This is a genomic window from Micromonospora sp. NPDC047812 (assembly GCF_040704175.1).
Lineage (GTDB): Bacteria > Actinomycetota > Actinomycetes > Mycobacteriales > Micromonosporaceae > Micromonospora.
Genome location: NZ_JBEYRY010000012.1, coordinates 63,346 through 85,853 on the forward strand (window position 1 = coordinate 63,346; position 22,508 = coordinate 85,853).

A 22,508-nucleotide genomic window follows, 5' to 3' on the forward strand; every position below is an offset into this window, starting at 1 on the left:
CACGCCGCATGATCGCGACCGACCCGGCGGGGCGGGGCGCAGGCGGAGGCGGGCCGCTCAGGAGCGGAACGGTCCGCGCACCTCGTAGGTGATGCCGCCCGAGGACGAGCCGGACGTGCCGCGCTGCGACGAGAAGTAGAACCGGCTGCCGTCGGGCGAGAAGGCCGGCCCGCAGATCTCCGACGACGACTGACCGGTGATCCGCAGGAACGGGGCGACCACCCCGGCCGGCGTGATCACGTTGATCTCCATGTTGCCGCCGTCCTCGGCGACGTAGAGGTCGCCCGAGCGGGCCCCGGTGATGTTGTCCACCCCGGTCAGCGGCGCCGTCCCGGAGACCAGCGAGTCGTCGTACGCCAGGTCGATGCGCTGGTTGACCGCGTCGTAGGCCCAGACCCGGTTGTCGCCCTTGGTGGTGAACCAGCAGGTGCCGCCGGCGTACCAGCAGCCCTCGCCGCCGTTGAACCTCTTCGCCCCGGCGACCTGGTCACGGGTGAGTGTGGGCGAGCCGTCCGGGTCGGGCACCCGCGCCCAGCTCACCGGGCCGCTGGTGCCCGTGCCCGCGACCAGCACCTCCAGGGTGCCGGCGGAGAGGTCGCCCCAGGTGGTCGGTCGGAACCGGTAGAAGCAGCCGCTGGTCTCGTCCTCGGTGAGGTAGACGACCCGACGGTCCGGGTCGCAGGCGGCGGCCTCGTGGTTGAACCGGCCCATCGCGGCCCGCCGTACGCCGGCCCGGCCGCCCTCGGGGTACGTCTCGTAGACGTATCCCCGGCTGACCTCCTCGCCCGAGAGCCAGGTCCCCCACGGGGTCGCGCCGCCCGCGCAGTTGCGGTTGGTGTTCGACAGGATGCGGTACGCCGAGACGACGCTGCCGTCGGCGGCGAAGCGCACCGCGGACGCCCCACCGGTGCTGAGGATCTCGGAGTTCGAGACGTAGATCCAGCCGGTGCCGGCGACGAAGCAGGCGCCGCCGTCGGGCGCGTCGTGCCAGCTGTACGACGTGCCGGGCACCGCCTGCCGGGAGCGGGCGATCACCCGGCTGGTGAAGCCGGCGGGCAGTTGGATGCCGTTGGCGTCGGCCGCGCCGAGCGGCCCGTACGGGCTGGCACCCGGCTGAGCAGGGGCGGCCTGGGCGGCGCCGGCCCAGAGACTGCCGGCGAAGGCGGCGGCGCCACCGACGACGGTGGCACGCAGGACGGTACGACGGTCCATCGGAAACCTCCGGAGATGCAGCGACTTGTGTCGATGAAACTACCGTCGCGGGCATCGACGAAGATGAACGCGAAGCGAGGCTTTCCCGACGACCGGGTGGACCTTCCCGCACGGTCGGGTACGCTGGGCCGCGTGACGCGTTCGTATCGATGGTTTAGGCAGCCGGCTCGCAAGCCGGTGACTTCACCATGATCTGACGTCACCACATTCGAGCCGGCCGGGCAGGAACTCTCGTTCCTGCCTTTTTGCGTACGAGCAGCCGGCTCGACCCGGGCACCGGCCCCGGGGCACGGTCGGCGGAAGGATTCCCACCGTGACGACCCCGGAGACCCATCGGGTCAGCGATCAGCGGATCGACCGTGTCGTGCCGCTGACCACCCCGGCCCTGCTGCACCACGAGCTGCCCCTCGACGACACGCTCGCCTCGGCCGTGCTGGCCGGGCGACGCGCGGTCGGCCGGGTGCTGGACGGCGCCGACGACCGCCTGCTGGTGGTGGTCGGCCCGTGCTCGGTGCACGACCCGGCCGCCGCCCTCGAGTACGCCCACCTGCTGCGCGACGCCGCCGCCCGGGTGGCCGACGACCTGCTGGTGGTGATGCGGGTCTACTTCGAGAAGCCGCGCTCGACGGTGGGCTGGAAGGGCCTCATCAACGACCCCGGGCTGGACGGTTCCGGCGACGTCAACGCCGGCCTGCGTACCGCCCGCGCGCTCCTGCTCGACGTGCTGCGCCTGGGCCTCCCCGTCGGCTGCGAGTTCCTGGACCCGATCACCCCGCAGTACATCGCCGACACGGTGGCGTGGGGCGCGATCGGCGCGCGGACGGTGGAGAGCCAGGTCCACCGGCAGCTCGCCTCCGGCCTGTCGATGCCGATCGGCATGAAGAACCGCCCGGACGGCAGCATCGGCACCGCCGTGGACGCCATCCGGGCCGCCGGCGTACCGCACGTCTTCCCCGGCATCGACGTCTCCGGCACGCCGGCGATCCTGCACACCCGGGGCAACGCGGACGGGCACCTGGTGCTGCGCGGCGGCGGCGGACGGCCGAACTACGACGCGGAGTCGGTGGCCGGCGCCCTGGAACTGCTGCGGGCCGCGGGCCTGCCCGAGCGCGTGGTGATCGACGCGAGCCACGCCAACAGCGGCAAGGACCACCGCAACCAGCCGAGGGTGGCGGCCGACGTGGCCGCCCAGCTCGACGCCGGCCAGCGCGGCATCGTCGGGATCATGCTGGAGAGCTTCCTGCTCGCCGGCCGCCAGGACCTCGACCCGACCCGCGAGCTGACGTACGGCCAGTCGGTCACCGACGCCTGCATCGGCTGGGACACCACCGAGGAGGTCCTCAGCCACCTGGCCGCCGCCGTCCGCACCCGCCGCCGCACCCCCGCCCCCACCCCCGCCTGACCCCGCCCCGCCCCGCCTCTCCCCCGCCCCCCGCCCCCGCCCCGCCCTCGGTGATCATGAGGTTAACGGCGAAGTCGATCTTCATCACTGCCGCCAACCTCATGATCGCCGGCCGGGCGGGAGGGCGGGAGGCCGGGAGGGGCGGGCCGGCGCGGGAATGGAGACGGACAGTGCCGCCCCCGGGCCCTAGGGCTCGGGGGCGGCACCAATGTCGGTGTGCAGGTCGCCTCTCGGCGAGTGGCACGACGCGGCTCCAGCCGGACGGTATTCCGCGAAGGCAATTAGGTGAGGCCCGGGGACACTGGACACACCGACACCTCACTCAACCGGCGACCCCCCGCCGGTGTTCCGACCCCCGCCATGACCGCCGTCACAGCCCGGTGACGACTCCGCGTCGGCCGGGCCCGGCGCGGGCACCCCCGGCACGGCGCCGGCACCGCGGGAACCGCAGGCACCCTCGGCACGGCGCCGGCACCGCGGGAACCGCCGGCACGGCGGGGGCCGCCGGCACGGCGGGCACCGTCAGCGCAGCGCGGGCACCGTCAGCGCGGTGGCGCGCGGACCCGTGGAAGGCGAGGCGGTGACGTTTGACCGGTTCGGACGCGGGTAGCTGACCGTCGTGACCGACGACGCACCCGTGACGGACGCGCCCGTGACCGAGGAGCCGGACATCCGGCGCCTCGACGACCTCCTCGAGGATCTCTACCACGGCCAGGAGCGGATCAGTCAGGCGGACATCTATCGCCGGGCCGTCGCCGCCGAGCTTCCCGCGCAGCTCCTCACCCGCATGGCCGCGCTGCCCGAGGGCGAGTACGCCGTGGACGAGGTGGCCGACCTGCTCGGCGGTTCGGTCACCTGACGCCCGGCGGCCCGGGACCGGCACGGCCCTGGCGGGCCGTGGCGACCCGTCGTGGGGCGATACCGCCGCCCACCCGTCCCCCGGGGGCGGACGGCCTTCCGCACCGGAGGCCGACGAGCAGTGAGGAGAGCGAGATGTCCCACCACGAGGAAGAGCACGAGAAGCTGCCGGCGCTCGGTCAGCCCCCCGAGGGCCGGGACACGCTGCCGGAGCCCGACTTCGCCAACGAGCACGACCGCACCGCGGTCGACCGGGACATCATCACCGGGGCGGACGCCGACGAGCGCGAGCCGGAGGCCTCCCGCGGCTGGGCCGGCGAGGACCACGGCACGACCCCGACCTGACGCGGCGGCGACCACCACGGCGCAGGCCGACCCGACGCGACAGGGTAGGGCCACGACAGCATCCCGGGCCGCCGGGCGGGGGAAGAGACAGCCGGGACCACGGCACGACAAGCACAGGCACAGGCACATGGCAGCGACGAAGGGGCCGGCTCAAGCGCCGGCCCCTTCGTCGTACGTCCTCAGTCCTCGTCGTGGTCACCGCCCTCGGCGGCCTGCTGCGCCACCGCGTACGCCATCTGGAGGAAGTCCGAGGCGGCGACGGCGGTCAGCGCGGTCGCCACCAGGCGGGTCAGCCGGGGGGCGAGCACCAGCCCTCCGGTGAACCCGGTGGCGACCCAGACGGCGAGGCAGAACGGGCAGCTCAGCAGCTCCCCGATCGCGTGCCGGGTGGAGCTGCCCTGGTCGCGGACCTGTTCCATCACCTCGCCGCTGCCGATCGGCTTGTCGTAGCGGGTGAACGGCGCCCGCAAGGGGCTCGTCACCGCGTCCTTCGTCAGCAGCCGGCTCAGCTTGTGGGTGGCGATGCTCAACAGGACCACGTCGGCCGGGGCGGGACGCTCGGGCACCGGGCGGCCGGTCGCCCGGACCAGGCCGGCGATGCCGGCGGTCACCCCAGCGTAGGTGCCCATCGCCGCCAGGTAGCCGCCCAGCGGCCGGTGCTCGTGCGGCGCGTACGCCTGGCGCAGCCGCGCCACCTTCTCCTTCAGGGCGGTCACCCGGTCTCCTCGGTCTTCTCGGTGGTGCGGGCCGGCTCAGCCGGCCTGCAGGTTGTCGGCCACCTCGCGGGCGAGGCTGTCCAGGGCCTCGTCGGCCAGGCGCCCGGCGTCCGGACCGCCGGTGAGGTCGAGCCGCGTCCGGGCGCCACCCGCCTGGGCGGGCTCCACCCGGATCTCGGCCGACCACTCCTCGGCGGCGCTCCACCGGGCCCGCAGCTCCTCCGCGCTGACCTCGTCCGCCGGGCTGCCGTCGGCCCGCAGCGGCTCGGGCAGCCACGCCGACGCCCGGGCGGGGTCGGTAGCGGTGTTGAACACCACCTCCGGCGGCGCGGACATCCCGCGCTCGGCGGACGCCATCACGCGTCCCGCAGCCGGTTCGGGTCGACCTCGCGGCCGGGGTGCCGGGCGAGGTACTCGGTCTCCAGCTCGGCGGTGCGCCGCAGGTGGTTGGCGAGCGCGGAGTCCGCCGCGTGGCGCAGGGTGTCCAGGCGGGTGCGGTGCAGGCTGTGCATCTCCCGGATCAGGTCCTCGTCGGCCAGTTCGGCGGGGTCGACGCCGAGCAGCCCGCCGTCGGGCGGGTCCGCCTCGCCGGAGGCCCTGTCGTGGACATGGTCGCCGTCCCACTCGGGCATCCGCTGCTCCGGGCTGCCGAAGTCGTCCTGCCGTACCGATCCCGTCATGATCGACCCCCTGCTCTGGTTTGGGCTCGCGTCTAGACGGATGCCCACACCGGAAGGCACCAAACCATCCCCGCGCCTACGACGCCGCGTCGGAGACCCCGGCGGCCCCCGGTACTCTCGATGCCATGAAACGGCTCTGGACCCCGGCGTGGATCGCGCGCCACGTGGCCATGGTCGTGCTCGTCACCGGTTTCCTGGGGCTGGGCTGGTGGCAGGTCAGCCGGGCCGCCGCCGGCAACGCGATCAGCTGGGGCTACGCGGTCGAGTGGCCGATCTTCGCGGGCTTCGTGGTCTTCGTCTGGTGGCGTGAGGTCCGGCACGCGCTGCGTGGGCCGGCGGCAGCCGCCGCGCCCGAGGAGGCGTCGACCGCCGTCGGGACGCGACCGGCCGACGCCCCGCAGGCCGCCGCGACGCGCCCCGTCGTACGCCGGCCCGTGCGGGTCGCCCGCGTGTCCGCGGCTGCCGACGGCGGCGACGACGGCGACCTGGCCGCCTACAACCACTACCTGCAATGGCTGAACGACAACCCGGGCGCCAAGCCCGGTGACTACCCCGGCTGAGGCCGGGCGCGAAAGGACGGACGACGGTGGGCGCAGCCCTGACCCGGTACCGAGTCATCGCCTGGATCGTCGGCGTGGCGCTGATCCTGCTGGTCGTGATCGGCATGCCGATGAAGTACGGCTTCGACGACCCGATCCTGGTGGAGACCGTGGGCCAGGCGCACGGTTTCCTCTACATGCTCTACCTGCTCGCCGCCTTCGACCTGTCCCGCCGGGCCGGCTGGCCGCTGAAGCGGATGGTCCTGGTGATGCTGGCCGGCACGGTGCCGTTCGTCTCCTTCTACGCGGAGCGTCGGGTCAGCTCCTGGGTGACGGCGGAGCAGTCCGGGCGCACCCCGGAGCCGGTCGCCGGCTGACCCCGGTCACCGGGTGGGCCGCCACGGGTCGGCCGAGGCGAGCGGGTCCTCCCAGCCGCCGTACCGGTTCATCTCCCGGGCCCGGCGCAGGGCCCGGGTGACCTGGCCGAACTGTCGCTCGTCGTCGCTGCTGAACAGCAGCACCCGTTCGCCCCGGCGCCGACCCCACAGCTCGTACGCGGGCGGCCGCCACCGGTCCCCCGCCAGCGCGACCAGCACCGGCAGCAGGAACACCAGGCCCAGGACGAGGTACGCCCCCGCGGTGAGCCGTTGCAGCCCGCCGGTGAAGCCGAGCAGTAGGCCGACGCCGCCGATCATGGCGCCGGTGACCAGGACGGCCCGTACCGCGACGCGGTCGTGCGGGCCTCGGCCGGTCTGCAGGTGGGTCAGCTCGGTGACCTGCCAGCTGTTGCGGCCGACGGTGAACCGGTCGACCGTCACGATGATCCCGGGTCGGGCGTAGAGGAGGGTGTTCTTCCGCGCGGTCGCGTGCGATGACCGCGTCTGTCGGGTGGCGCCTTGAGGGTTCACGGTTCTACCTCCCGCGGCTGGTGCCGGGTCGGTTCCCGTCGACGGTCTCGCCTCGTGCCGGTCGACGGGATTCCCGGCTGCGCGCTTCATTGTGTGGCGCACGTGCCAGCCCGGACGGCGATTTCGGTTCGCGTCCGAGGGTCGCGATTGCACGGCCCGCCGGTTCCGACCGCCATGTCGGTCTTGTCGGTCATAACGGCTCAGGTTGCGGCGGCATGCGTCGACAACGACGAACGGCGCGGATCGCCCGATCGCCGACAATAACCGCCACCTACCGCGGCGGGCCGGACGAGTCGATCACGTACCGCGCCCCTCGTGATCAACAATTTCCGTCACTCCGCCAACATTCGACCCTGCTTCAACTGCGCATCACTCCTGCCCCGGGTTAGGTTGTCCGGGCCGGCCCGGTCGATCGCCGTCCACCCGGACAGCACCGGCCCGGTGTCGCCGGGGGCGTCAGCAGCCCGCGGCGACCGGTGGGAGAGGAGCCTTCCGCTCTTGTCGTCCCTCAGGAACACGCTGCGCGCCCTGGCGGTCGCCGTGGTGTCGGCCACGCTGCTCGCACCGGCGGTCCCCGCCCGGGCCGAACCGTCCCCCGCCGAGCTGACCCGGCGGATCGAGAACTCCTCCGCGAAGCTCGAACACGTCGTCGAGGCGTACAACAAGCTCCGGGAGGAGATCAAGACCAACCAGGCCGCCGTGGCGCGGGTGCAGAGCCGGATCGGTCCGCTGGAGCAGGAGACCGAACGGAGCCGGGCGGACGTCGGCGAGATGGCGGTGACCGCGTACAAGACCGGCAGCAACCTGACCACCGCGGAGGCGCTGCTGCGTCCCGGCGGCGCCGACACCCTGCTCGACCGGCTGGGCATGCTCGACCAGCTCACGCGGCAGCGGCAGGAGAAGATCTCGAACTTCACGGGCAACCAGCGCCGGCTGCTCGACGAGAAGACCCGGCTGGAGGTCACGCTGGGCCGGCAGGCGGCGCAGGCCCGCGAGATGACCGCCGCGAAGAAGCGGATCGAGCGCGACCTGGCCGAGCTCTACGAGCTGCGCCGGCAGGCGTACGGCCGCGCCACCGAGAAGCCGGCAGCCCGACCCGACAGCGCGAAGGAGGCGCCGGCGGTCTCCGGCCGGGCCGGCGTCGCGGTGCGGTACGCGTACGGCGCGCTCGGCAAGCCGTACGTCTGGGGGGCCGACGGGCCGAACGGCTACGACTGCTCGGGCCTGACCTCGGCGGCCTGGCGGGCGGCCGGCAAGTCGCTGCCGCACAACACCCGGATGCAGTGGGGCGCGGTGGCCCACGTCAGCCGGAGCGAGCTGCGCCCCGGCGACCTCGTCTTCTACAGCGGGCTCGGGCACGTGGCCCTCTACGTCGGCGGCGGACAGGTGATCGACGCGCCGAGCGCCGGGCGCAACGTGCTCAAACGGGGCATGAACCTGATGCCCATCCAGGGCTACGGCCGGGTCCGCTGACCGCACCCGGCAAGACGGCGAACGGCCGGCGTCCCCCTATCGGACGCCGGCCGTTCGCCGTTGTTCCTACCCTGCTCAGGCCGCCTGCAGCCCCTCGGCCCGGGCCAGCTCGCGGAGCCGGCCGAGCGCCTGGATCTCCAGCTGCCGGATCCGCTCCCGGGAGAGCGAGAACCGCGAGGCCACCTCGGTGAGGGAGTGCTCCCGGCCGTCCTCGAGCCCGTAGCGGGCCCGCATGATGCCGGCCGAACGGTCGTCGAGGTGGTTGAGCAGACCCTCGATCCGCTGCCGCTCCAGCCCCGTCAGGACGATCTCCTCCGGCGACGGCGCGTCGCTGTCGGCGACCAGGTCACCGAGGTTGGTGTCGCCGTCGTCGCCCACCGGGGTGTCCAGCGAGACGGTGTCCTGCGACCAGCGGACCAGCTCGTTGACCCGCTCGACGGTGACCCCGAGGGACGCCGCGATCTGCTCCGGCTCCGGGTCGCTGCCCAGCTCGCGGGTGAGCTGCCGGGCCACGTTGCGCATCCGGTTGACGTCCTCGACCAGGTGCACCGGCAGTCGTACGGTGCGCTCCTGCTGGGCGATCGCCCGGCTGATCGCCTGGCGGATCCACCAGGTCGCGTAGGTGGAGAACTTGTAGCCGCGCACGTAGTCGAACTTCTCGACCGCCCGCACCAGGCCGGTGTTGCCCTCCTGGATCAGGTCCAGCATGGGCATGCCCGAGCGCACGTAGCGGCGGGCGATCGAGACGACCAGCCGCAGGTTGGCCCGGATGAACAGGTCCTTGGCCCGCTCACCCTCGGCGACCAGCCGCTCCAGGTCGTCCCGGTCGGCGCCGGCGGGGACGCGGTCCTCACCGAGCAGGTGCTCGGCGTAGAGGCCGGCCTCGATGGCCTTGGAGAGGTCCACCTCCTTGGCGGCGTCCAGCAGTGGCGTCCGGGAGATCTCGTGAAGGTAGACGCCGACCAGGTCGCGCTCCTCGGCAACCTCGTCGGTTCGCATGCCGATGTTCTTGTCCACGTTGCCCACGGTCCCCTCGCTCGCGCCGGTTGCCCGGTTCCTTGCCATCCCCACGTCCATCAGCCCTCCCCCGTAACTTCCGCTGTGCCCACCGGTGCTGACACCTACACAACAGTTGAGACGCGCCGGGGATTCCATGTCGTGAGTCGAAAGTGTCACGAATGCCTGATAATCCGCTGAGAGCGCGGTCCATGTTTGCTGTCAGCACCCCGGGGTGGCGGCTCTCCGATGGGCACCACGCCAGGGGCGGCGGATCGACGTGTCGCCGCGTCCCGGTCCATGGCAGCACCGCCACGCCCGCAGACGCAGCGACCCGGGTCACCGTCGTGCTGCGATCCTGGTCACTGCGGAGACACGCACGGGTGGACCGGTCGGTTCATCCACGCCCGTGCTAATACCCCACCCCCCGGTGAACAATCCGGGCCGCGGGCCGATGCCCGTACGTGACGGGGGTCGCAGGGCGGGTGGAGGGGTGGGGTCGGCTCAGGAGGCGAGCAGGGCCAGGGCGCCGCGGACCTGGTCGGCGGAGCGGGCCAGGGCGGCCCGCGCGGCCGACACCTCCACCCCGGAGACGAGCGAGACCAGCGCCACCTTCATGTCGCCGTCGGCCTCGTGGAGGGCCCGCCGGCAGATCTCCTCCGAGCAGCCGGTCGCCTCGATCAGGATCGAGATCATCCGGCCCCGGAGCTTGGCGTTGGTGGCGACCATGTCGATCATGAGGTTCGAGTAGACCCGGCCCAGGCGGACCATCACGGCCGTGGAGAACGTGTTCAGCACCAGCTTCTGCGCGGTGCCCGCCTTCATCCGGGTCGACCCGGTGACGACCTCCGGCCCGGTGTCCACCCCGATGAAGACGTCCACCGACCGGGCGGCCTCCGCCTCCGGGTTGGCACAGAGCAGCACGGTCGAGGCGCCCTTGGCACTCGACGCGGCGAGCGCCCCCAGGACGTACGGTGTGCGTCCGCTGGCGGCGAGTCCGACCACCAGGTCCCCGGCCCGTACGCAGTCGGCGGCCTCCGCCGCGCCGCCCCGGTCGTCGTCCTCGGCGTCCTCGACCGCCCGCCACATGGCTTCGGGCCCGCCCGCGATGTGGGCGCAGAACCAGTGCCGGGGCGAGTTGAAGGTCGGCGCCAGCTCGGCGGCGTCGAGCACGCCGAGCCGGCCGGAGGTGCCGGCGCCGAAGTAGTGCACCCGGTGCCCGCCGCGCAGGGCGGTCACCGCCAGGTCCACCGATGCGGCGATCTCGTCGAGGACGGCCGCGACGGCGCCGGGCACCCGCCGGTCCGCCTCGTTGATCACCGTGAGCACGTCCCGGGTCGACATGAGGTCGAGGTCCGCGCTGAGCGGGTTGCGCCGCTCCGTCGGCGCGCCGACCCGGATCACCGGCCGGGCCGCCACCGGGGCCGTCACCTCGTGGGGTTCCACCGCGCCCGCCGTCATGCCCGCCTCCGTCCCGGGCCGACCCGGTGTGACCGGACCGCCTCGGCTGTCGCTTCGAGGGCCTTCCTGGCCCGGGACCGGTTGCGCGCCGCCACCCCGACGAAGAGGCAGTCGACGACGGTTAGCTGGGCCAGCCGGCTCGCCATCGCCCCCGAGCGGTAGGTGGTCTCGCGGGCGGCCGTGGTGAGCACGAAGTCGGCCACCTCGGTGATCGGCGACCGGGGGAAGTTGGTGAGCGCCACCGTGGACGCTCCCCGCGCCCGCGCCTGTTCCAGCACCTCGATCACGTCGGAGGTGGTGCCGGTGTGCGAGATGCCGACCGCCACGTCGCCCCGCCCGAGCAGCGCGGCCGACGTCAGCGCGGTGTGCACGTCCGGGAAGTAGAAGGCGGTGCGGCCGATGCGGTGCAGCTTCTGCTGGAAGTCCGAGGCGACGAAGCCGCTGGCGCCCGCCCCGTAGACGTCGATCCTTCCGGCGCCCGCGATGGCGTCGACGACCTGCTCGCAGATCGCCGGGTCGAGCTGCTCGGCCGTCTCCTCGACGGCCCGCGCGTCGTTGAAGGCGATGGTCGCGATGATCTGGGCGAGGTCGGCCCCGGGTGGGATGTCGCCGCCGACGACCCGCGCGTCCGGCGGCTCGATCCGGCGGGCGGCCTCGGCGGCGAGCCGGATCCGCAGCTGCGGGTAGCCGTCCATGCCGACCGAGCGGCAGAAGCGGATGACGGTCGCCTCGGATGTCTCGGCGGCGGTGGCGAGGTCGGTGATGGTCCGACGCGCGGCGTCGGCCGGGTCGGCGACCACCAGCCGGGCGACCCGCTGCTCAGCCGGCGACAACGACGGGAGCAGGCCGCTGATGTGGACGATCAGCCCACCCGGCTCGTGACTCGCAGAAATCTTCGGACTCTTCGCCACGGATGAAACTTACTTTCACGAGGCGTGAGCGTCAACCATGACTCCGCGTATTGAGGAAAGTACCGCCTGCCCGGACGTGCCGTTTCGTTCAGCGTGCCATCCGTACCGCCCAGCGTGCCATTCCCGCGGAGGCGGGCGCCTCCCCCGGCGGACCTGCGCGGAGAGGCCGTACGGCCGCCACCGGCCCGCGCGCGACCCCCGCGCAGACGATGCCATCCCGCCGCCTCCCGCGGCGCCCCGGCCACCCGGCCGCGTCCCGGGCAGCCGGCCCGTGGGGGTGGCTCAGCCGGTCAGGCGGATCAGGCGGTCAGCCGGCCGATCGCGACCCGCTCCGCGCCCGGCGGCGCGGGGACGACGGTGGGCCGGACGTCGGGCCCGTCGGCCGGCCGGGCGTCGCGACCGTCGGCGGGCGCCAGCCAGCCCGCCATGTGGGCCTGGATCTGCCGGGAGACCTCCTCCGGCGGGCGCCCGGCGTCCACCACGACGAAGGTCGGGTACTCCGGCAGGGTCCGGTACGCGGTGTCGGCGGCGGTCAGGTAACGCATGCTCTCGTGGTCGGTGCCGCGCTGCTCGATCCGCCGGTACGCCTCGGCGGGATCGACGGTCAGCAGGAAGGTCACCTGCGGTCGCGGGAACATCCGGTAGCCGGCCCGGGCCAGCCGCTCCCAGCGCTGGCCCCCGTGTGCCCGGATGCTCGCGTACTGGCAGGCGGAGTAGCGGTCCATCACCGCGACCCGGCCGGTGGCCAGGCAGCTCAGCAGGGCGACGGCGATCGCCAGCCAGCGGAGCACGGACTCCACCGCCAGCATGCCGCTGCGCCCGACGAGCCGCTGGGCGTCCGGGCGGCCGAGTCGGTGCGCGAGGCGGCTCAGCCAGCGCCGCCCGCCGGCGTTGCGGTGGTAGGTGGCGGGGTGGCCCGCCGCGGTGAGCGCGTCGGCGAGCCGGTGCGCCTGGGTGGTCTTGCCCGAGCCGTCGATGCCGATCAGGGCGACGGCGCGCAATCGGGCCCTGCCGCGCCGCGCCCCCGGTGATCTGGACACTCTGCACAGGCTATCCGACCCACGCTCGCGTACCCGGAGATTTGTGCCGTGTCCTCCCGGTTGACCCCGACCGTGCCACCTGCCAGGTGTGGCCCGCCGGGATGCCGGGTACCGGAGTTGGATCAGCCGCCCACCACCATCGACGGGAGACGCCAATGGCAGAGCGCGGGGACGAGAGCCTGGTGCACACGCTGAAGAAGGTCGCCGCCGTGCTCAAGCAGGAAGAGATTCCCTTCGCGCTCGGGGGCAGCTTCGCGGTGTACGCCCACGGCGGTCACTCGAGCGAGCACGACGTCGACTTCCTGATCCGCGAGGTCGACGTGGAACGCTCCCTGGAGGCGCTGGTCGCGGCGGGCTTCACCGCCGAGCGGCCGCCCGAGGACTGGCTGGTCAAGGTCTTCGACGACGGCCGCATGGTGGACCTGATCCACCGGCCGATCGAGACGCCGGTCACCGAGGAGACGTTCGCCGACACGGTCGTCCGGCCGGTCGACGCGATCCACATGCCGGTGCTCTCGGCCACCCAGCTCATGGTGCACAAACTGCTGAGCTTCTCGCAGCACTACTGCGACTTCGCCCGGGGTCTGCCGCTGGCCCGTTCCCTGCGGGAGCAGATCGACTGGGAACGGGTACGCAAGGAGACGCAGCACTCCCCGTACGCGGAGGCGTTCCTGGTGCTGCTGGACCGGCTGGAGGTGGTGCCGCACTCCGGCACCGGCGAGGGAGAGGGGACACCGTGACCGAGCACCGCGACGTCGCCACCGGACCGCCCGACGAGTACGTCGAGGCGGAGATCCACCGGCTGCTGACCGAGGACCCGGACGTGGCCGAGCAGGGGATCACCGTGGTCCGCCGGGAGCGCGGCCTCGTGCTCTACGGCGAGGTCGAGAGCCCGCACCGGCGGGAGGAGATCCTGCGCCGGGTGGCCGAACGCTTCCCCGACGTGCCGGTCACCAGCGACATCGGGGTGATCCGCGCGCAGGCGCCCACGGAGATCGAGCAACTGCCCTGAGGAGGTTCCATGGTGATCCGGATCGCCGCCGTGGGCGACGTGCATCTGGACGAGGACGTGGTCGGCCGGTTCCGGCCGGCACTGGACGAGCTGCCCGAGCACGCCGACGTGCTGCTGCTCGCCGGCGACCTGACCCGGCACGGGACAGAGTCGGAGGCCCGGTGCGTGGCCACCGAGTTCGGCGGGCTGGGCGTGCCGGTGGTGACCGTGCTGGGCAACCACGACCACCAGTGCGACCAGGTGCCGCAGGTGGTCAAGGTGCTCGAGGACGCCGGGATCACCGTGCTGGAGGGCGACGGCGTCGTACTGGACTGCGCCGGCGGCCGACTGGGCGTGGCCGGGGTGAAGGGGTTCGGCGGGGGGTTCGCCGGCCGCTGCGCCAGCGACTTCGGCGAGCCGGAGATGAAGGCGTTCGTCCGGACCACCACGGACAGCGCCGACGCCCTGGCCGCCGCGCTGCGGGGGCTGGAGTGCGACGTGCTGGTGGCGCTCACCCACTACTCGCCGGTGCCGGACACCCTCGCCGGTGAGCCGCTGGAGATCTACCCGTTCCTGGGCTCGTACCAGCTCGGTCAGGCGATCGACTCGGCGCCGACCGCGCTGGCCCTGCACGGGCACGCGCACGCCGGCTCCGAGCGGGGCACCACGCCCGGCGGGGTACGCGTCCGCAACGTCGCCCACCCCGTGATCAAGCAGGCGTACAGCGTCTTCCACCTGGGCGAGCACCTCGACCAGGCACAGGTTTCCGGCGTCGGCAGCTCGGGTATTCAGCAAACATGGAGCTGATTCTCTGGATTCTCGCAGTCGTACTCGTGGTCGCCGGCATCCTCGCGCTGTTCCGGCGGCAGATCCTGTGGGGCGTCGTCCTCATCGTGGTCGGCCTGCTCGTCGGGCCGGGTGGTGTGAGCATCTTCAATTGACGAGGCGGCTACAGGCCGCCGTTCAGGACCCACCGGGGTCGTCGTGACCGGAACTCCGTCCTCCCGACAGGAGCCTCCGGCCATGACGACCCCGGTGTCGTGCCGTCCGGAGGGTGACGGCGGGTTTACCGTCCGTCTCCGGCGGAAATATCTCGACCATGGAGATGTCTGGGAGCGCTGAACGGGCCGGCGGCGCCCGGCAGTGGTGGGCACTGCTCGGCTTCGGGGCGGCGGTGTTCGTCGCCGCGGCGATCGGCGGCCTCGGCGTGCAGGGCACCTCGGCCGAGTACGCGAACCTCGAACAGCCCGCCTGGGCTCCCCCGTCCTGGCTCTTCGGACCGGTCTGGAGCCTCCTCTACGCGATGATCGCGGTGGCCGGCTGGCTGGTCTGGCGGCGGGTCGGCTTCGGCCCGGCGCTCTGGGCGTGGATCGCCCAGCTGGTGCTCAACGCCGTCTGGACGCCGCTCTTCTTCGGCGCCGGCCGCTACGGGCTGGCGTTCGTCGAGATCCTGCTGATGTGGGTGGCGATCGGCGTGACGGTCGCGCTCTTCCGCAGGGTGTCCCGCCCGGCGACACTGCTGATGCTGCCCTACTGGGCGTGGGTCACCTTCGCGGCCGCCCTGAACTTCGCCATCTGGCGCCTGAACAGCTGAGCCGGGCGGCGGGGGACACGACGACGGAACGGGGCCCCGGCGCGCAGCCGGGGCCCCGTCGCCCGCTCAGCAGCGGGGCACGCCGGGGATGTAGCCGTCGGAGCCGGTGTAGACGTACGCGTCGGCGATGAAGCGGCCGGTGCCGATCCGGTCCCAGATCGTGCTGGTGCCGTAGGTGCCGGTGACGCTGGTGCCGCTGGTCTGGCAGTGGATGGTCACCTGGGTGCCGTCGGCGACGGTGCCCACCGCGGCGTAGCCGGTGCCCGGCCCGGAGCGGACGGTCAGCGCGGTCCCGGCGGTGTTGACCGTGCCGGAGCCGGTGCTGCTGCCGCAACCGTTGTCGCTGGTGTAGTTCTTGGTGCCCCAGTAGAGGGCGAGCGCGCCGTTGAACCGCACCTGGATGTCGGCGCCGTTGAGCCGCTGCTCGTAGTGCAGGTGCGGGCCGGTCGAGCCGCCGGTGCTGCCGACCCAGCCGATCACCTTGCCGTAGCCGACGGTCTGCCCCACGGACACGTTGAAGCCGTTGAGGTGGGCGTAGTAGGTGCTGTACCCGCCGCCGTGGTTGATCCGAACGTACTTTCCGTAACTGGTTCCGCCGAGATCGGTCACCCGGTCGACCGTGCCCGGGGCGCTCGCCACCACCGGGTCACCGAGGTCGTCCGTGCGGTTGAAGTCGATCGAATACGCCGGGCTGTGGTTGGTCCGGGTCTGCCCGGACCAGGACTGCCCGCACGGGAACGGGACCTTGAACGTGGGGGCGGCCATTGCCGGGGCCGCCGGGACCACCAGCGCGCCCACGGCCAGCAGACCGGCCGCCAGCAGGCCCAACCACCGCTTGCCCATCCAGCACCTCCTATGTCGAAATCCTTCGATCACCTGCTCTCAGCGTGTCAGAAAATGACATCGATGGAAAGGGGTCGTATCCCCGTGTGGGAGCGTGCCCAACAGGGAGCTTACGGGTTTCCGGATTGTTACTTGCTCGTGTCCGGATAGGGGTGGACCAGGCCAGATGCAAGCGCTTACATGTGGTGACGCCCATCGGACCGGCGCGGGTTCGATCCCTGACGCGCCGGCAAGGAAGGAGAACGGCATGGCGTTTGCCAGATCACGCCAGGCTTTCGCGATCGCCGGCGTACTGGGGCTGGCGCTGAGCGCCACGGCCTGCGGCACCGGCAACGACAAGAAGAGCGACTCCGCGGGGGGCTCCGCGGAGTGCGCCGCATACGAGAAGTACGGTGACAACGACGGCAAGAAGGTCACGATCTACTCGTCGATCCGGGACATCGAGGCCGACCGCCTCGCGGAGTCCTGGAAGCAGTTCGAGGACTGCACCGGCATCGAGATCGACCACGAGGGCAGCGGCGAGTTCGAGGCCCAGCTCCCGGTCCGGGTCGACGGTGGCAACGCCCCCGACCTCGCGTTCATCCCGCAGCCGGGTCTGCTCAAGCGCTTCGTCGACTCGGGCAAGCTCAAGGCCACCAGCGCCGACACCAAGAAGATGGCCGAGGAGAACTACCCGGCCGACTGGCTGAAGTACAGCACCGTCAACGGCCAGTTCTACGGCGCCCCGCTCGGCTCCAACGTGAAGTCCTTCGTGTGGTACTCGCCGAAGACCTTCAAGGAGAAGGGCTGGACGGTCCCGACCAGCTGGGACGAGCTGATCAAGCTCAGCGACCAGATCGCGGCGAGCGGCACCAAGCCGTGGTGCGCCGGCATCGAGTCCGGTGAGGGCACCGGCTGGCCGGCCACCGACTGGGTCGAGGACCTCATGCTGCGGACGCAGACCCCCGAGGTCTACGACCAGTGGACCACCCACGGCATCCCGTTCAACGACCCGAAGGTCGCCGAGGCCCTCGACCGGGCCGGCACCATCCTCAAGAACGAGAAGTACGTCAACGGCGGCTTCGGCGGCGTGAAGAGCATCGCCACCACCTCCTTCCAGGAGGCCGGCGTGCCGATCACCACCGGCAAGTGCGCGCTGCACCGCCAGGCGTCCTTCTACGCCAACCAGTGGCCGAAGGGCACCAAGGTGGCCGAGGACGGCGACGTCTTCGCGTTCTACTTCCCGGCCATCGACGCCAGCAAGGGCAAGCCGGTGCTGGGCGGCGGCGAGTTCGTCGCGGCCTTCGCCGACCGTCCCGAGGTCCAGGCCGTGCAGACCTACCTCGCCTCGGGTGAGTACGCCAACAGCCGCGCCAAGATCGGCGACTGGGTGTCGGCGAACAACAAGCTCGACCTGGCCAATGTCGCCAACCCCGTCGACAAGCTCTCCGTCCAGATCCTCCAGGACAAGTCCACCGTCTTCCGCTTCGACGGCTCGGACCTGATGCCGGCGGCCGTCGGCGCGGGGACGTTCTGGAAGGGCATGGTCGCCTGGATCAACGGCAAGGACACCAAGACGGTCCTCGACGGCATCGAGAGCAGCTGGAAGTGATCTGAACCGGGTGGGCCGGTCCGCGCACGCGGGCCGGCCCACCCGGCTGATCAGAGACCTGGGAGGGTCGATGGAGTTCGACTTCGCTGCGGAACAGCCGAAGTTCCTCATGCTGATGTACGGGCTGGTCGCCTTCGTCGCGGTGGTGGGCGGTCTGCTCCTGCTCCTCGACGTGGTGCCGGCCTGGTTCGCCCGCCGCCGGGAGGGGCAGATCATCGCTGCCGCCGCGAGCGGCGCCCCGCTCCCCCGCCGGCGCAAGCCGCGGGAGGGCCTGTTCGCGCTCTTCTTCCTGCTGCCGACGCTGCTGCTGCTCACCATCGGGCTGGTGGTCCCGGCCATCCGCACCACGCTGCTCTCGTTGATGGACGCGAGCGGCAACGAATGGGTCGGGCTGCGCAACTACGGCTGGATGTTCTCCGAGGACTCGATCGTCCGGGTGCTCGTCAACACCCTGGTCTGGGTGCTCCTCGTACCGCTCGTGGCCACCTCGTTCGGCCTGCTCTACGCCGTGATGGTGGACAAGGCCCGGTTCGAGGCGGTGGCCAAGTCGCTGATCTTCCTGCCGATGGCGATCTCCTTCGTGGGCGCGAGCATCATCTGGAAGTTCGTCTACGCCTACCGGGGCGAGGGGCAGGAGCAGATCGGCCTGCTCAACCAGATCGTGGTCAGCCTCGGTGGCGAACCGAGGCAGTGGCTGCTGGACTCGCCGCTGAACACGCTGCTGCTGATCGTGATCATGGTCTGGATCCAGGCCGGTTTCGCGATGGTGGTGCTCTCCGCCGCGATCAAGGCGATCCCCGCCGACATCGTGGAGGCGGCCCGGCTCGACGGGGTCACGCCCTGGCAGATGTTCTGGCAGATCACCATGCCGAGCATCCGGCCGGCGCTGATCGTGGTCGTGGTGACGCTGTCGATCGCCACCCTCAAGGTATTCGACATCGTCCGGACGTCCACCAACGGCAACTACGACACCAGCGTGATCGCGAACGAGATGTACAACCAGGCGTTCCGGTACGGCCAGAACGGGCAGGGCTCGGCGCTGGCGGTCTTCCTGTTCATCCTGGTGATCCCGATCGTGATCTACCAGATCCGCAACCTCCGTCAGCAGCGGGAGGGCTGAGATGACCACCGCAACGCCCACCGTCGCCGCCGGCACCCAGAAGACCGACGGCCGTGGCACCAGCACCGCCGGACGGGTTCGCAGGCGGCTGAACAGCCGCACCGCGACCCTCGTCTCGATCGTCATCGCGATGCTCTGGACCATCCCCACCTTCGGCCTGTTCATCTCCTCGGTCCGGCCGGAGGACGAGATCAAGAGCAACGGGTGGTGGAACTTCTTCACCAACCCGTCGTTCACCCTGGAGAACTACCAGGAGGTGCTGTTCGGGCGCTCCTCGTCGTCGGGGCAGCTCGCCAGCTACTTCATCAACTCGCTGGCGATCACCATCCCGTCGGTGCTCTTCCCGCTCGCCTTCGCGGCCCTCGCCGCGTACGCGCTGGCCTGGATCAACTTCCGGGGCCGGGACTGGATGTACATCGCGATCTTCGCGCTGCAGATCGTGCCGTTGCAGATGGCCCTCGTGCCGCTGCTGAAGTTCTTCTCCACCGGCGTCACCATCGGCGGGGTCACCGTCATGCCGGCCTGGGACCTGGTCGACGAACAGAAGTTCGCGCAGGTGTGGTTCGCGCACACCTGCTTCGCGCTGCCGTTCGCCGTCTTCCTGCTGCACAACTTCATCTCGCAGCTGCCCGGGGAGCTGATGGAGTCGGCCCGGGTCGACGGGGCCACCCACCCGAAGATCTTCCGCTCGATCGTGTTGCCGCTGATCACCCCGGCGCTGGCCGCGTTCGGCATCTTCCAGTTCCTCTGGGTCTGGAACGACCTGCTGGTCGCGCTGATCTTCGCCGGTGGCGGCAACGAGACCGCTCCGCTCACCGTCCGGCTGGCCGAGATGGCCGGCACCCGGGGCAACGAGTGGCAGCGGCTCACCGCCGGCGCGTTCGTCTCGATCGTCGTACCGATGATCGTCTTCCTGTCCCTCCAGCGCTTCTTCGTGCGCGGCCTGCTCGCCGGCAGCGTCAAGGGCTGAGGCGTCTCCGCCGCCGCCGGGCCACCGGCGGCGGCGGAGCCGGGCGGAGCGGGGGATAGCGTGACGAAGATCGACGACGTCGCACGCCTGGCCGGGGTCTCCACCGCCACCGTGTCCCGGGCGTTGCGCGGGCTGCCGACTGTCTCGGCCGCGACGCGGCGCCGGGTGCTCGCGGCGGCCGAGCAACTGGAGTACGCCGTCTCGCCGAGCGCCTCGCGGCTGGCCGGCGGGCGCACCGGCACGGTCGCCGTCGTGGTCCCCCGCATCACCCGGTGGTTCTTCGGCACCGTCGTCGAGGCGGTCGAGGACATCCTCCAGCAGGCCGGCTACGACCTGCTGCTCTACAACCTCGGTGGGCGGGAGCAGGTCCGTCAGCGGGTGCTGCGCACCGCCAACCTGCACAAGCGCGTCGACGCGATCATGCTGGTCGCCACGCCGCTGCGGCCCGCCGACCTGACCGCACTGACGAAGCTGAAGCTGCCCGGGGTGACCATCAGCTCCGGCACGGTGGTGCCCGGCTGGCCCTGCGTACGCATCGACGACGTGGGCGTCGCGCGGACCGCCACCCGGCACCTGCTCGACCTGGGGCACCGGCGGATCGCCCACATCTCCGGCGACCCGGACGACGAACTGGCCTACACCACCCACCTCGACCGGCGGCGCGGCTACCGGCAGGCGCTGCGCGACGCCGGGATGGTCCCCGATCCCGGCCTCGACGTGGAGTCGCAGTTCACCATCAGCGGCGGTACGCGGGCCACCGAGGAACTGCTCCGGCGCGGCGACCCGCCGACGGCGATCTTCGCGGCCTGCGACGAGATGGCGATGGGGGCGATGACCGCGCTGCGCGACGCCGGCCTGCGGGTCCCGCAGGACGTCAGCGTGATCGGCGTCGACGACCACGACCTGGCCAGCGTCCTCGGGCTGAGCACGATCGCCCAGCCGGCGGCGGAGCAGGGCCGGCTCGCCACGCGGATCCTGCTCGACCCGCTGCACGGCCGGGCCCTGCCGCCGGGGAGCAACCCCTATCTCGACACGCCGGGGTCACCGGTGATCCTGCCCACTCGGCTGATCGTGCGTGAATCGACCGCACCACCCCGGGCACACTAACGGGAAAACCGCCGACGCCGGCTGCATCCGACCGTCCGGCTCGACACACGGGAGAAGGCCCTGAACAGCAACCCGACGCACCAGGACACGCCCGCCGGCCCGGCCACCGGTTGGTGGACCAGGGCCACCATCTACCAGGTCTATCCGCGCTCCTTCGCCGACTCCGACGGCGACGGGATCGGCGACCTGCCCGGCATCACCGCCCGCCTGGACCACCTCGTGGAACTGGGCGTGGACGCGCTCTGGCTGTCGCCGTTCTATCCGTCCCCGCAGGCCGACGCCGGGTACGACGTGGCCGACTACCGCGACGTGGACCCGCTCTTCGGCACCCTCGCCGACGCCGACCGGTTGATCGCCGAGGCGCACTCGCGCGAGCTGCGGGTCATCGTCGACCTGGTGCCCAACCACACGTCGTCGGCACACCGGTGGTTCGCCGCGGCGGTCGCCGCCGCCCCCGGCAGCCCGGAGCGCGACCGCTACATCTTCCGCGACGGGCGGGGGCCGGACGGCGCGCAGCCCCCGAACGACTGGCAGAGCGTCTTCGGCGGGCCGGCCTGGACCCGCGTCACCGAGGCCGACGGCCGCCCCGGCCAGTGGTACCTGCACCTGTTCGACTCCGGTCAGCCCGACCTCAACTGGGACAACTCCGAGGTCCGGGAGGAGTTCCTGGAGGTGCTCCGGTTCTGGCTGGACCGCGGCGTCGACGGCTTCCGCGTCGACGTGGCGCACGGCCTGATCAAGCAGGCCGACCTGGCCGACTGGCAGGAGCCGCAGGAGATCCTCTCCGGTCAGGAGATCGACAAGCCGCGCCCGCCGATGTGGGACCAGGAGGGCGTGCACGAGATCTACCGGGACTGGCGGCGCGTGCTGGACGGCTACCCGGACGAGCGGATCCTGGTCGCCGAGGCGTGGGTCGAGCCGGCCGAGCGGCTGGCCCGCTACGTCCGGCCGGACGAGATGCACCAGGCGTTCAACTTCGAGTACCTGCTGGCCGCGTGGACCGCCCCGGCCCAGTACGCGGTGATCACCCGCTCGCTGGAGGCCACCGACGTCGTCGGCGCCCCGACCACGTGGGTGCTGTCCAACCACGACGTGGTCCGGCACGCCTCCCGGTTGGGGCTGCCGATCACCGGCAAGCGGCCCAACGGCATCGGCATCGGCGACCCGCAGCCGGACACCGCGCTCGGCCTGCGCCGGGCCCGGGCAGCCACGCTGCTGATGCTCGCCCTGCCCGGCTCGGCCTACCTCTACCAGGGCGAGGAGCTGGGCCTGCCGGAGCACACCACGATGCCCGACGAGGCCCGGCAGGATCCGACCTGGGCGCGCAGCGGGCACACCGAGCGGGGTCGCGACGGCTGTCGGGTGCCGATCCCGTGGGAGGCCGACGCCCCGTCGTACGGCTTCGGGCCGACCGACGCGAGCTGGCTGCCGCAGCCGTCGCTCTGGGCGGAGTACGCCCTGGACCGGCAGCGGGACACGCCCGGCTCGACGTACGAGCTGTACCGGACGGCCCTGCGGCTGCGCCGCGAGCACCGGCTCGGCGAGGGCACGCTGGAGTGGCTCGCCTCCGGCGACGAGGTGCTCTCGTTCCGCAACGGCGCGCTGACCGTGCTCACCAACTTCGGCGACGCCGCCGTGCCGCTGCCCGCCGGGTCCGAGCTGGTGCACGCCAGTGCCCCGCTGGACGCGGACGGCGCCGTGCCCACCGACGTGACGGTCTGGGTCCGCCCGGCCTGACGCGGCAGGGGTCC

Annotated in this window: 26 protein-coding genes; 16 read left to right on the forward strand and 10 right to left on the reverse strand. The window is 72.0% G+C overall.

The window, feature by feature from the left end; translation table 11 throughout:
- Window positions 1-57: 57 nt before the first annotated feature.
- Window positions 58-1,212, reverse strand: coding sequence for an alkaline phosphatase PhoX (locus AB0883_RS27545; protein WP_366644225.1), 1,155 nt, complete (start codon window positions 1,210-1,212; stop codon window positions 58-60).
- 304 nt (window positions 1,213-1,516) lie between these two features.
- On the opposite strand from AB0883_RS27545, the gene AB0883_RS27550 reads away from it, so the two are divergent.
- From AB0883_RS27550 to AB0883_RS27560, 3 genes are all read left to right on the forward strand, one after another.
- On the forward strand, window positions 1,517-2,614 hold the full coding sequence (locus AB0883_RS27550) for a 3-deoxy-7-phosphoheptulonate synthase (protein WP_366644289.1): 1,098 nt from the start codon (window positions 1,517-1,519) through the stop codon (window positions 2,612-2,614).
- 610 nt (window positions 2,615-3,224) lie between these two features.
- On the forward strand, window positions 3,225-3,473 hold the full coding sequence (locus tag AB0883_RS27555; RefSeq protein ID WP_199729530.1) for a hypothetical protein: 249 nt from the start codon (window positions 3,225-3,227) through the stop codon (window positions 3,471-3,473).
- A 134-nt stretch (window positions 3,474-3,607) separates the two neighbouring features.
- Window positions 3,608-3,817, forward strand: a complete 210-nt coding sequence (locus AB0883_RS27560; RefSeq protein ID WP_121399515.1) for a hypothetical protein — start codon at window positions 3,608-3,610, stop codon at window positions 3,815-3,817.
- Between the two features lie 179 nt (window positions 3,818-3,996).
- Here the strand turns inward: AB0883_RS27560 and AB0883_RS27565 are convergent, their stop codons facing one another.
- Genes AB0883_RS27565 through AB0883_RS27575 form a run of 3 tightly spaced genes read right to left on the reverse strand, consistent with a single transcriptional unit; the run spans window position 3,997 to window position 5,216 of the window.
- On the reverse strand, window positions 3,997-4,533 hold the full coding sequence (locus AB0883_RS27565; RefSeq protein WP_132239401.1) for a DUF1360 domain-containing protein: 537 nt from the start codon (window positions 4,531-4,533) through the stop codon (window positions 3,997-3,999).
- Window positions 4,534-4,569: 36 nt separating this feature from the next.
- Entirely contained in the window at window positions 4,570-4,890 is a 321-nt protein-coding gene (locus AB0883_RS27570; protein WP_366644226.1) for a hypothetical protein, read from the reverse strand.
- Entirely contained in the window at window positions 4,890-5,216 is a 327-nt protein-coding gene (locus tag AB0883_RS27575; RefSeq protein WP_366644290.1) for a DUF6158 family protein, read from the reverse strand. Before AB0883_RS27575 ends, AB0883_RS27570 begins: the two co-directional genes overlap by 1 nt.
- Window positions 5,217-5,338: 122 nt before the next feature.
- Between AB0883_RS27575 and AB0883_RS27580 the strand changes: the two genes are divergently transcribed.
- Entirely contained in the window at window positions 5,339-5,773 is a 435-nt protein-coding gene (locus tag AB0883_RS27580; protein WP_366644227.1) for a hypothetical protein, read from the forward strand.
- A 26-nt stretch (window positions 5,774-5,799) separates the two neighbouring features.
- Window positions 5,800-6,129: a DUF3817 domain-containing protein gene (locus AB0883_RS27585; protein WP_121399519.1), complete on the forward strand. Its 330-nt coding sequence runs from the start codon at window positions 5,800-5,802 to the stop codon at window positions 6,127-6,129.
- A gap of 6 nt (window positions 6,130-6,135) precedes the next feature.
- Here AB0883_RS27585 and AB0883_RS27590 read toward each other — a convergent pair whose 3' ends face one another.
- Complete coding sequence (locus tag AB0883_RS27590; protein WP_366644228.1) at window positions 6,136-6,660, reverse strand: DUF6232 family protein; 525 nt, start codon at window positions 6,658-6,660, stop codon at window positions 6,136-6,138.
- Window positions 6,661-7,158: 498 nt separating this feature from the next.
- Here AB0883_RS27590 and AB0883_RS27595 point away from each other — a divergent pair, with 498 nt between their 5' ends.
- Window positions 7,159-8,133 (forward strand): NlpC/P60 family protein, encoded by a 975-nt coding sequence (locus AB0883_RS27595; RefSeq protein WP_366644229.1) that lies wholly within the window; start codon window positions 7,159-7,161, stop codon window positions 8,131-8,133.
- Window positions 8,134-8,208: 75 nt separating this feature from the next.
- Here AB0883_RS27595 and AB0883_RS27600 read toward each other — a convergent pair whose 3' ends face one another.
- The 4 genes from AB0883_RS27600 to AB0883_RS27615 form a co-directional block, all read right to left on the reverse strand.
- On the reverse strand, window positions 8,209-9,198 hold the full coding sequence (locus AB0883_RS27600; RefSeq protein WP_199729496.1) for a sigma-70 family RNA polymerase sigma factor: 990 nt from the start codon (window positions 9,196-9,198) through the stop codon (window positions 8,209-8,211).
- A gap of 435 nt (window positions 9,199-9,633) precedes the next feature.
- The gene (locus AB0883_RS27605) at window positions 9,634-10,590 is read right to left on the reverse strand and encodes an N-acetylmuramic acid 6-phosphate etherase (RefSeq protein WP_366644230.1); all 957 of its coding nucleotides are present in this window, start codon (window positions 10,588-10,590) and stop codon (window positions 9,634-9,636) included.
- Window positions 10,587-11,501, reverse strand: a complete 915-nt coding sequence (locus tag AB0883_RS27610; protein WP_366644231.1) for a MurR/RpiR family transcriptional regulator — start codon at window positions 11,499-11,501, stop codon at window positions 10,587-10,589. The genes AB0883_RS27605 and AB0883_RS27610 overlap by 4 nt, the downstream gene beginning before the upstream one ends.
- Window positions 11,502-11,800: 299 nt before the next feature.
- On the reverse strand, window positions 11,801-12,541 hold the full coding sequence (locus AB0883_RS27615; protein WP_366644232.1) for a dTMP kinase: 741 nt from the start codon (window positions 12,539-12,541) through the stop codon (window positions 11,801-11,803).
- A 101-nt stretch (window positions 12,542-12,642) separates the two neighbouring features.
- Here AB0883_RS27615 and AB0883_RS27620 point away from each other — a divergent pair, with 101 nt between their 5' ends.
- The 5 genes from AB0883_RS27620 to AB0883_RS27640 all read left to right on the forward strand — a co-directional run bounded on the left by AB0883_RS27620 (window position 12,643) and on the right by AB0883_RS27640 (window position 15,126).
- Window positions 12,643-13,281 carry a nucleotidyltransferase gene (locus tag AB0883_RS27620; RefSeq protein WP_121400101.1) on the forward strand — a complete coding sequence of 213 codons (639 nt, stop codon included), beginning with the start codon at window positions 12,643-12,645 and terminating at the stop codon, window positions 13,279-13,281.
- Entirely contained in the window at window positions 13,278-13,553 is a 276-nt protein-coding gene (locus AB0883_RS27625) for a hypothetical protein (RefSeq protein WP_121399527.1), read from the forward strand. The genes AB0883_RS27620 and AB0883_RS27625 overlap by 4 nt, the downstream gene beginning before the upstream one ends.
- Before the next feature lie 9 nt (window positions 13,554-13,562).
- Complete coding sequence (locus AB0883_RS27630) at window positions 13,563-14,339, forward strand: metallophosphoesterase (RefSeq protein WP_366644233.1); 777 nt, start codon at window positions 13,563-13,565, stop codon at window positions 14,337-14,339.
- On the forward strand, window positions 14,330-14,473 hold the full coding sequence (locus AB0883_RS27635) for a GPGG-motif small membrane protein (protein ID WP_165947907.1): 144 nt from the start codon (window positions 14,330-14,332) through the stop codon (window positions 14,471-14,473). Before AB0883_RS27630 ends, AB0883_RS27635 begins: the two co-directional genes overlap by 10 nt.
- A gap of 158 nt (window positions 14,474-14,631) precedes the next feature.
- Window positions 14,632-15,126: a TspO/MBR family protein gene (locus tag AB0883_RS27640; RefSeq protein ID WP_366644234.1), complete on the forward strand. Its 495-nt coding sequence runs from the start codon at window positions 14,632-14,634 to the stop codon at window positions 15,124-15,126.
- 66 nt (window positions 15,127-15,192) lie between these two features.
- Here the strand turns inward: AB0883_RS27640 and AB0883_RS27645 are convergent, their stop codons facing one another.
- A complete protein-coding gene (locus tag AB0883_RS27645; protein ID WP_366644235.1) occupies window positions 15,193-15,969 on the reverse strand; it encodes a peptidoglycan DD-metalloendopeptidase family protein in 777 nt (258 codons plus the stop codon).
- A 247-nt stretch (window positions 15,970-16,216) separates the two neighbouring features.
- Between AB0883_RS27645 and AB0883_RS27650 the strand changes: the two genes are divergently transcribed.
- The 5 genes from AB0883_RS27650 to AB0883_RS27670 all read left to right on the forward strand — a co-directional run bounded on the left by AB0883_RS27650 (window position 16,217) and on the right by AB0883_RS27670 (window position 22,494).
- The gene (locus AB0883_RS27650) at window positions 16,217-17,560 is read left to right on the forward strand and encodes an ABC transporter substrate-binding protein (RefSeq protein WP_363899365.1); all 1,344 of its coding nucleotides are present in this window, start codon (window positions 16,217-16,219) and stop codon (window positions 17,558-17,560) included.
- Window positions 17,561-17,630: 70 nt separating this feature from the next.
- Window positions 17,631-18,680, forward strand: a complete 1,050-nt coding sequence (locus AB0883_RS27655) for a sugar ABC transporter permease (protein ID WP_363899362.1) — start codon at window positions 17,631-17,633, stop codon at window positions 18,678-18,680.
- A gap of 1 nt (window position 18,681) precedes the next feature.
- Entirely contained in the window at window positions 18,682-19,650 is a 969-nt protein-coding gene (locus tag AB0883_RS27660) for a carbohydrate ABC transporter permease (RefSeq protein ID WP_366644236.1), read from the forward strand.
- Window positions 19,651-19,710: 60 nt separating this feature from the next.
- Window positions 19,711-20,757 carry a LacI family DNA-binding transcriptional regulator gene (locus AB0883_RS27665; protein WP_366644237.1) on the forward strand — a complete coding sequence of 349 codons (1,047 nt, stop codon included), beginning with the start codon at window positions 19,711-19,713 and terminating at the stop codon, window positions 20,755-20,757.
- A 60-nt stretch (window positions 20,758-20,817) separates the two neighbouring features.
- Window positions 20,818-22,494: a glycoside hydrolase family 13 protein gene (locus AB0883_RS27670; protein ID WP_366644291.1), complete on the forward strand. Its 1,677-nt coding sequence runs from the start codon at window positions 20,818-20,820 to the stop codon at window positions 22,492-22,494.
- The last annotated feature ends 14 nt before the right edge of the window (window positions 22,495-22,508 follow it).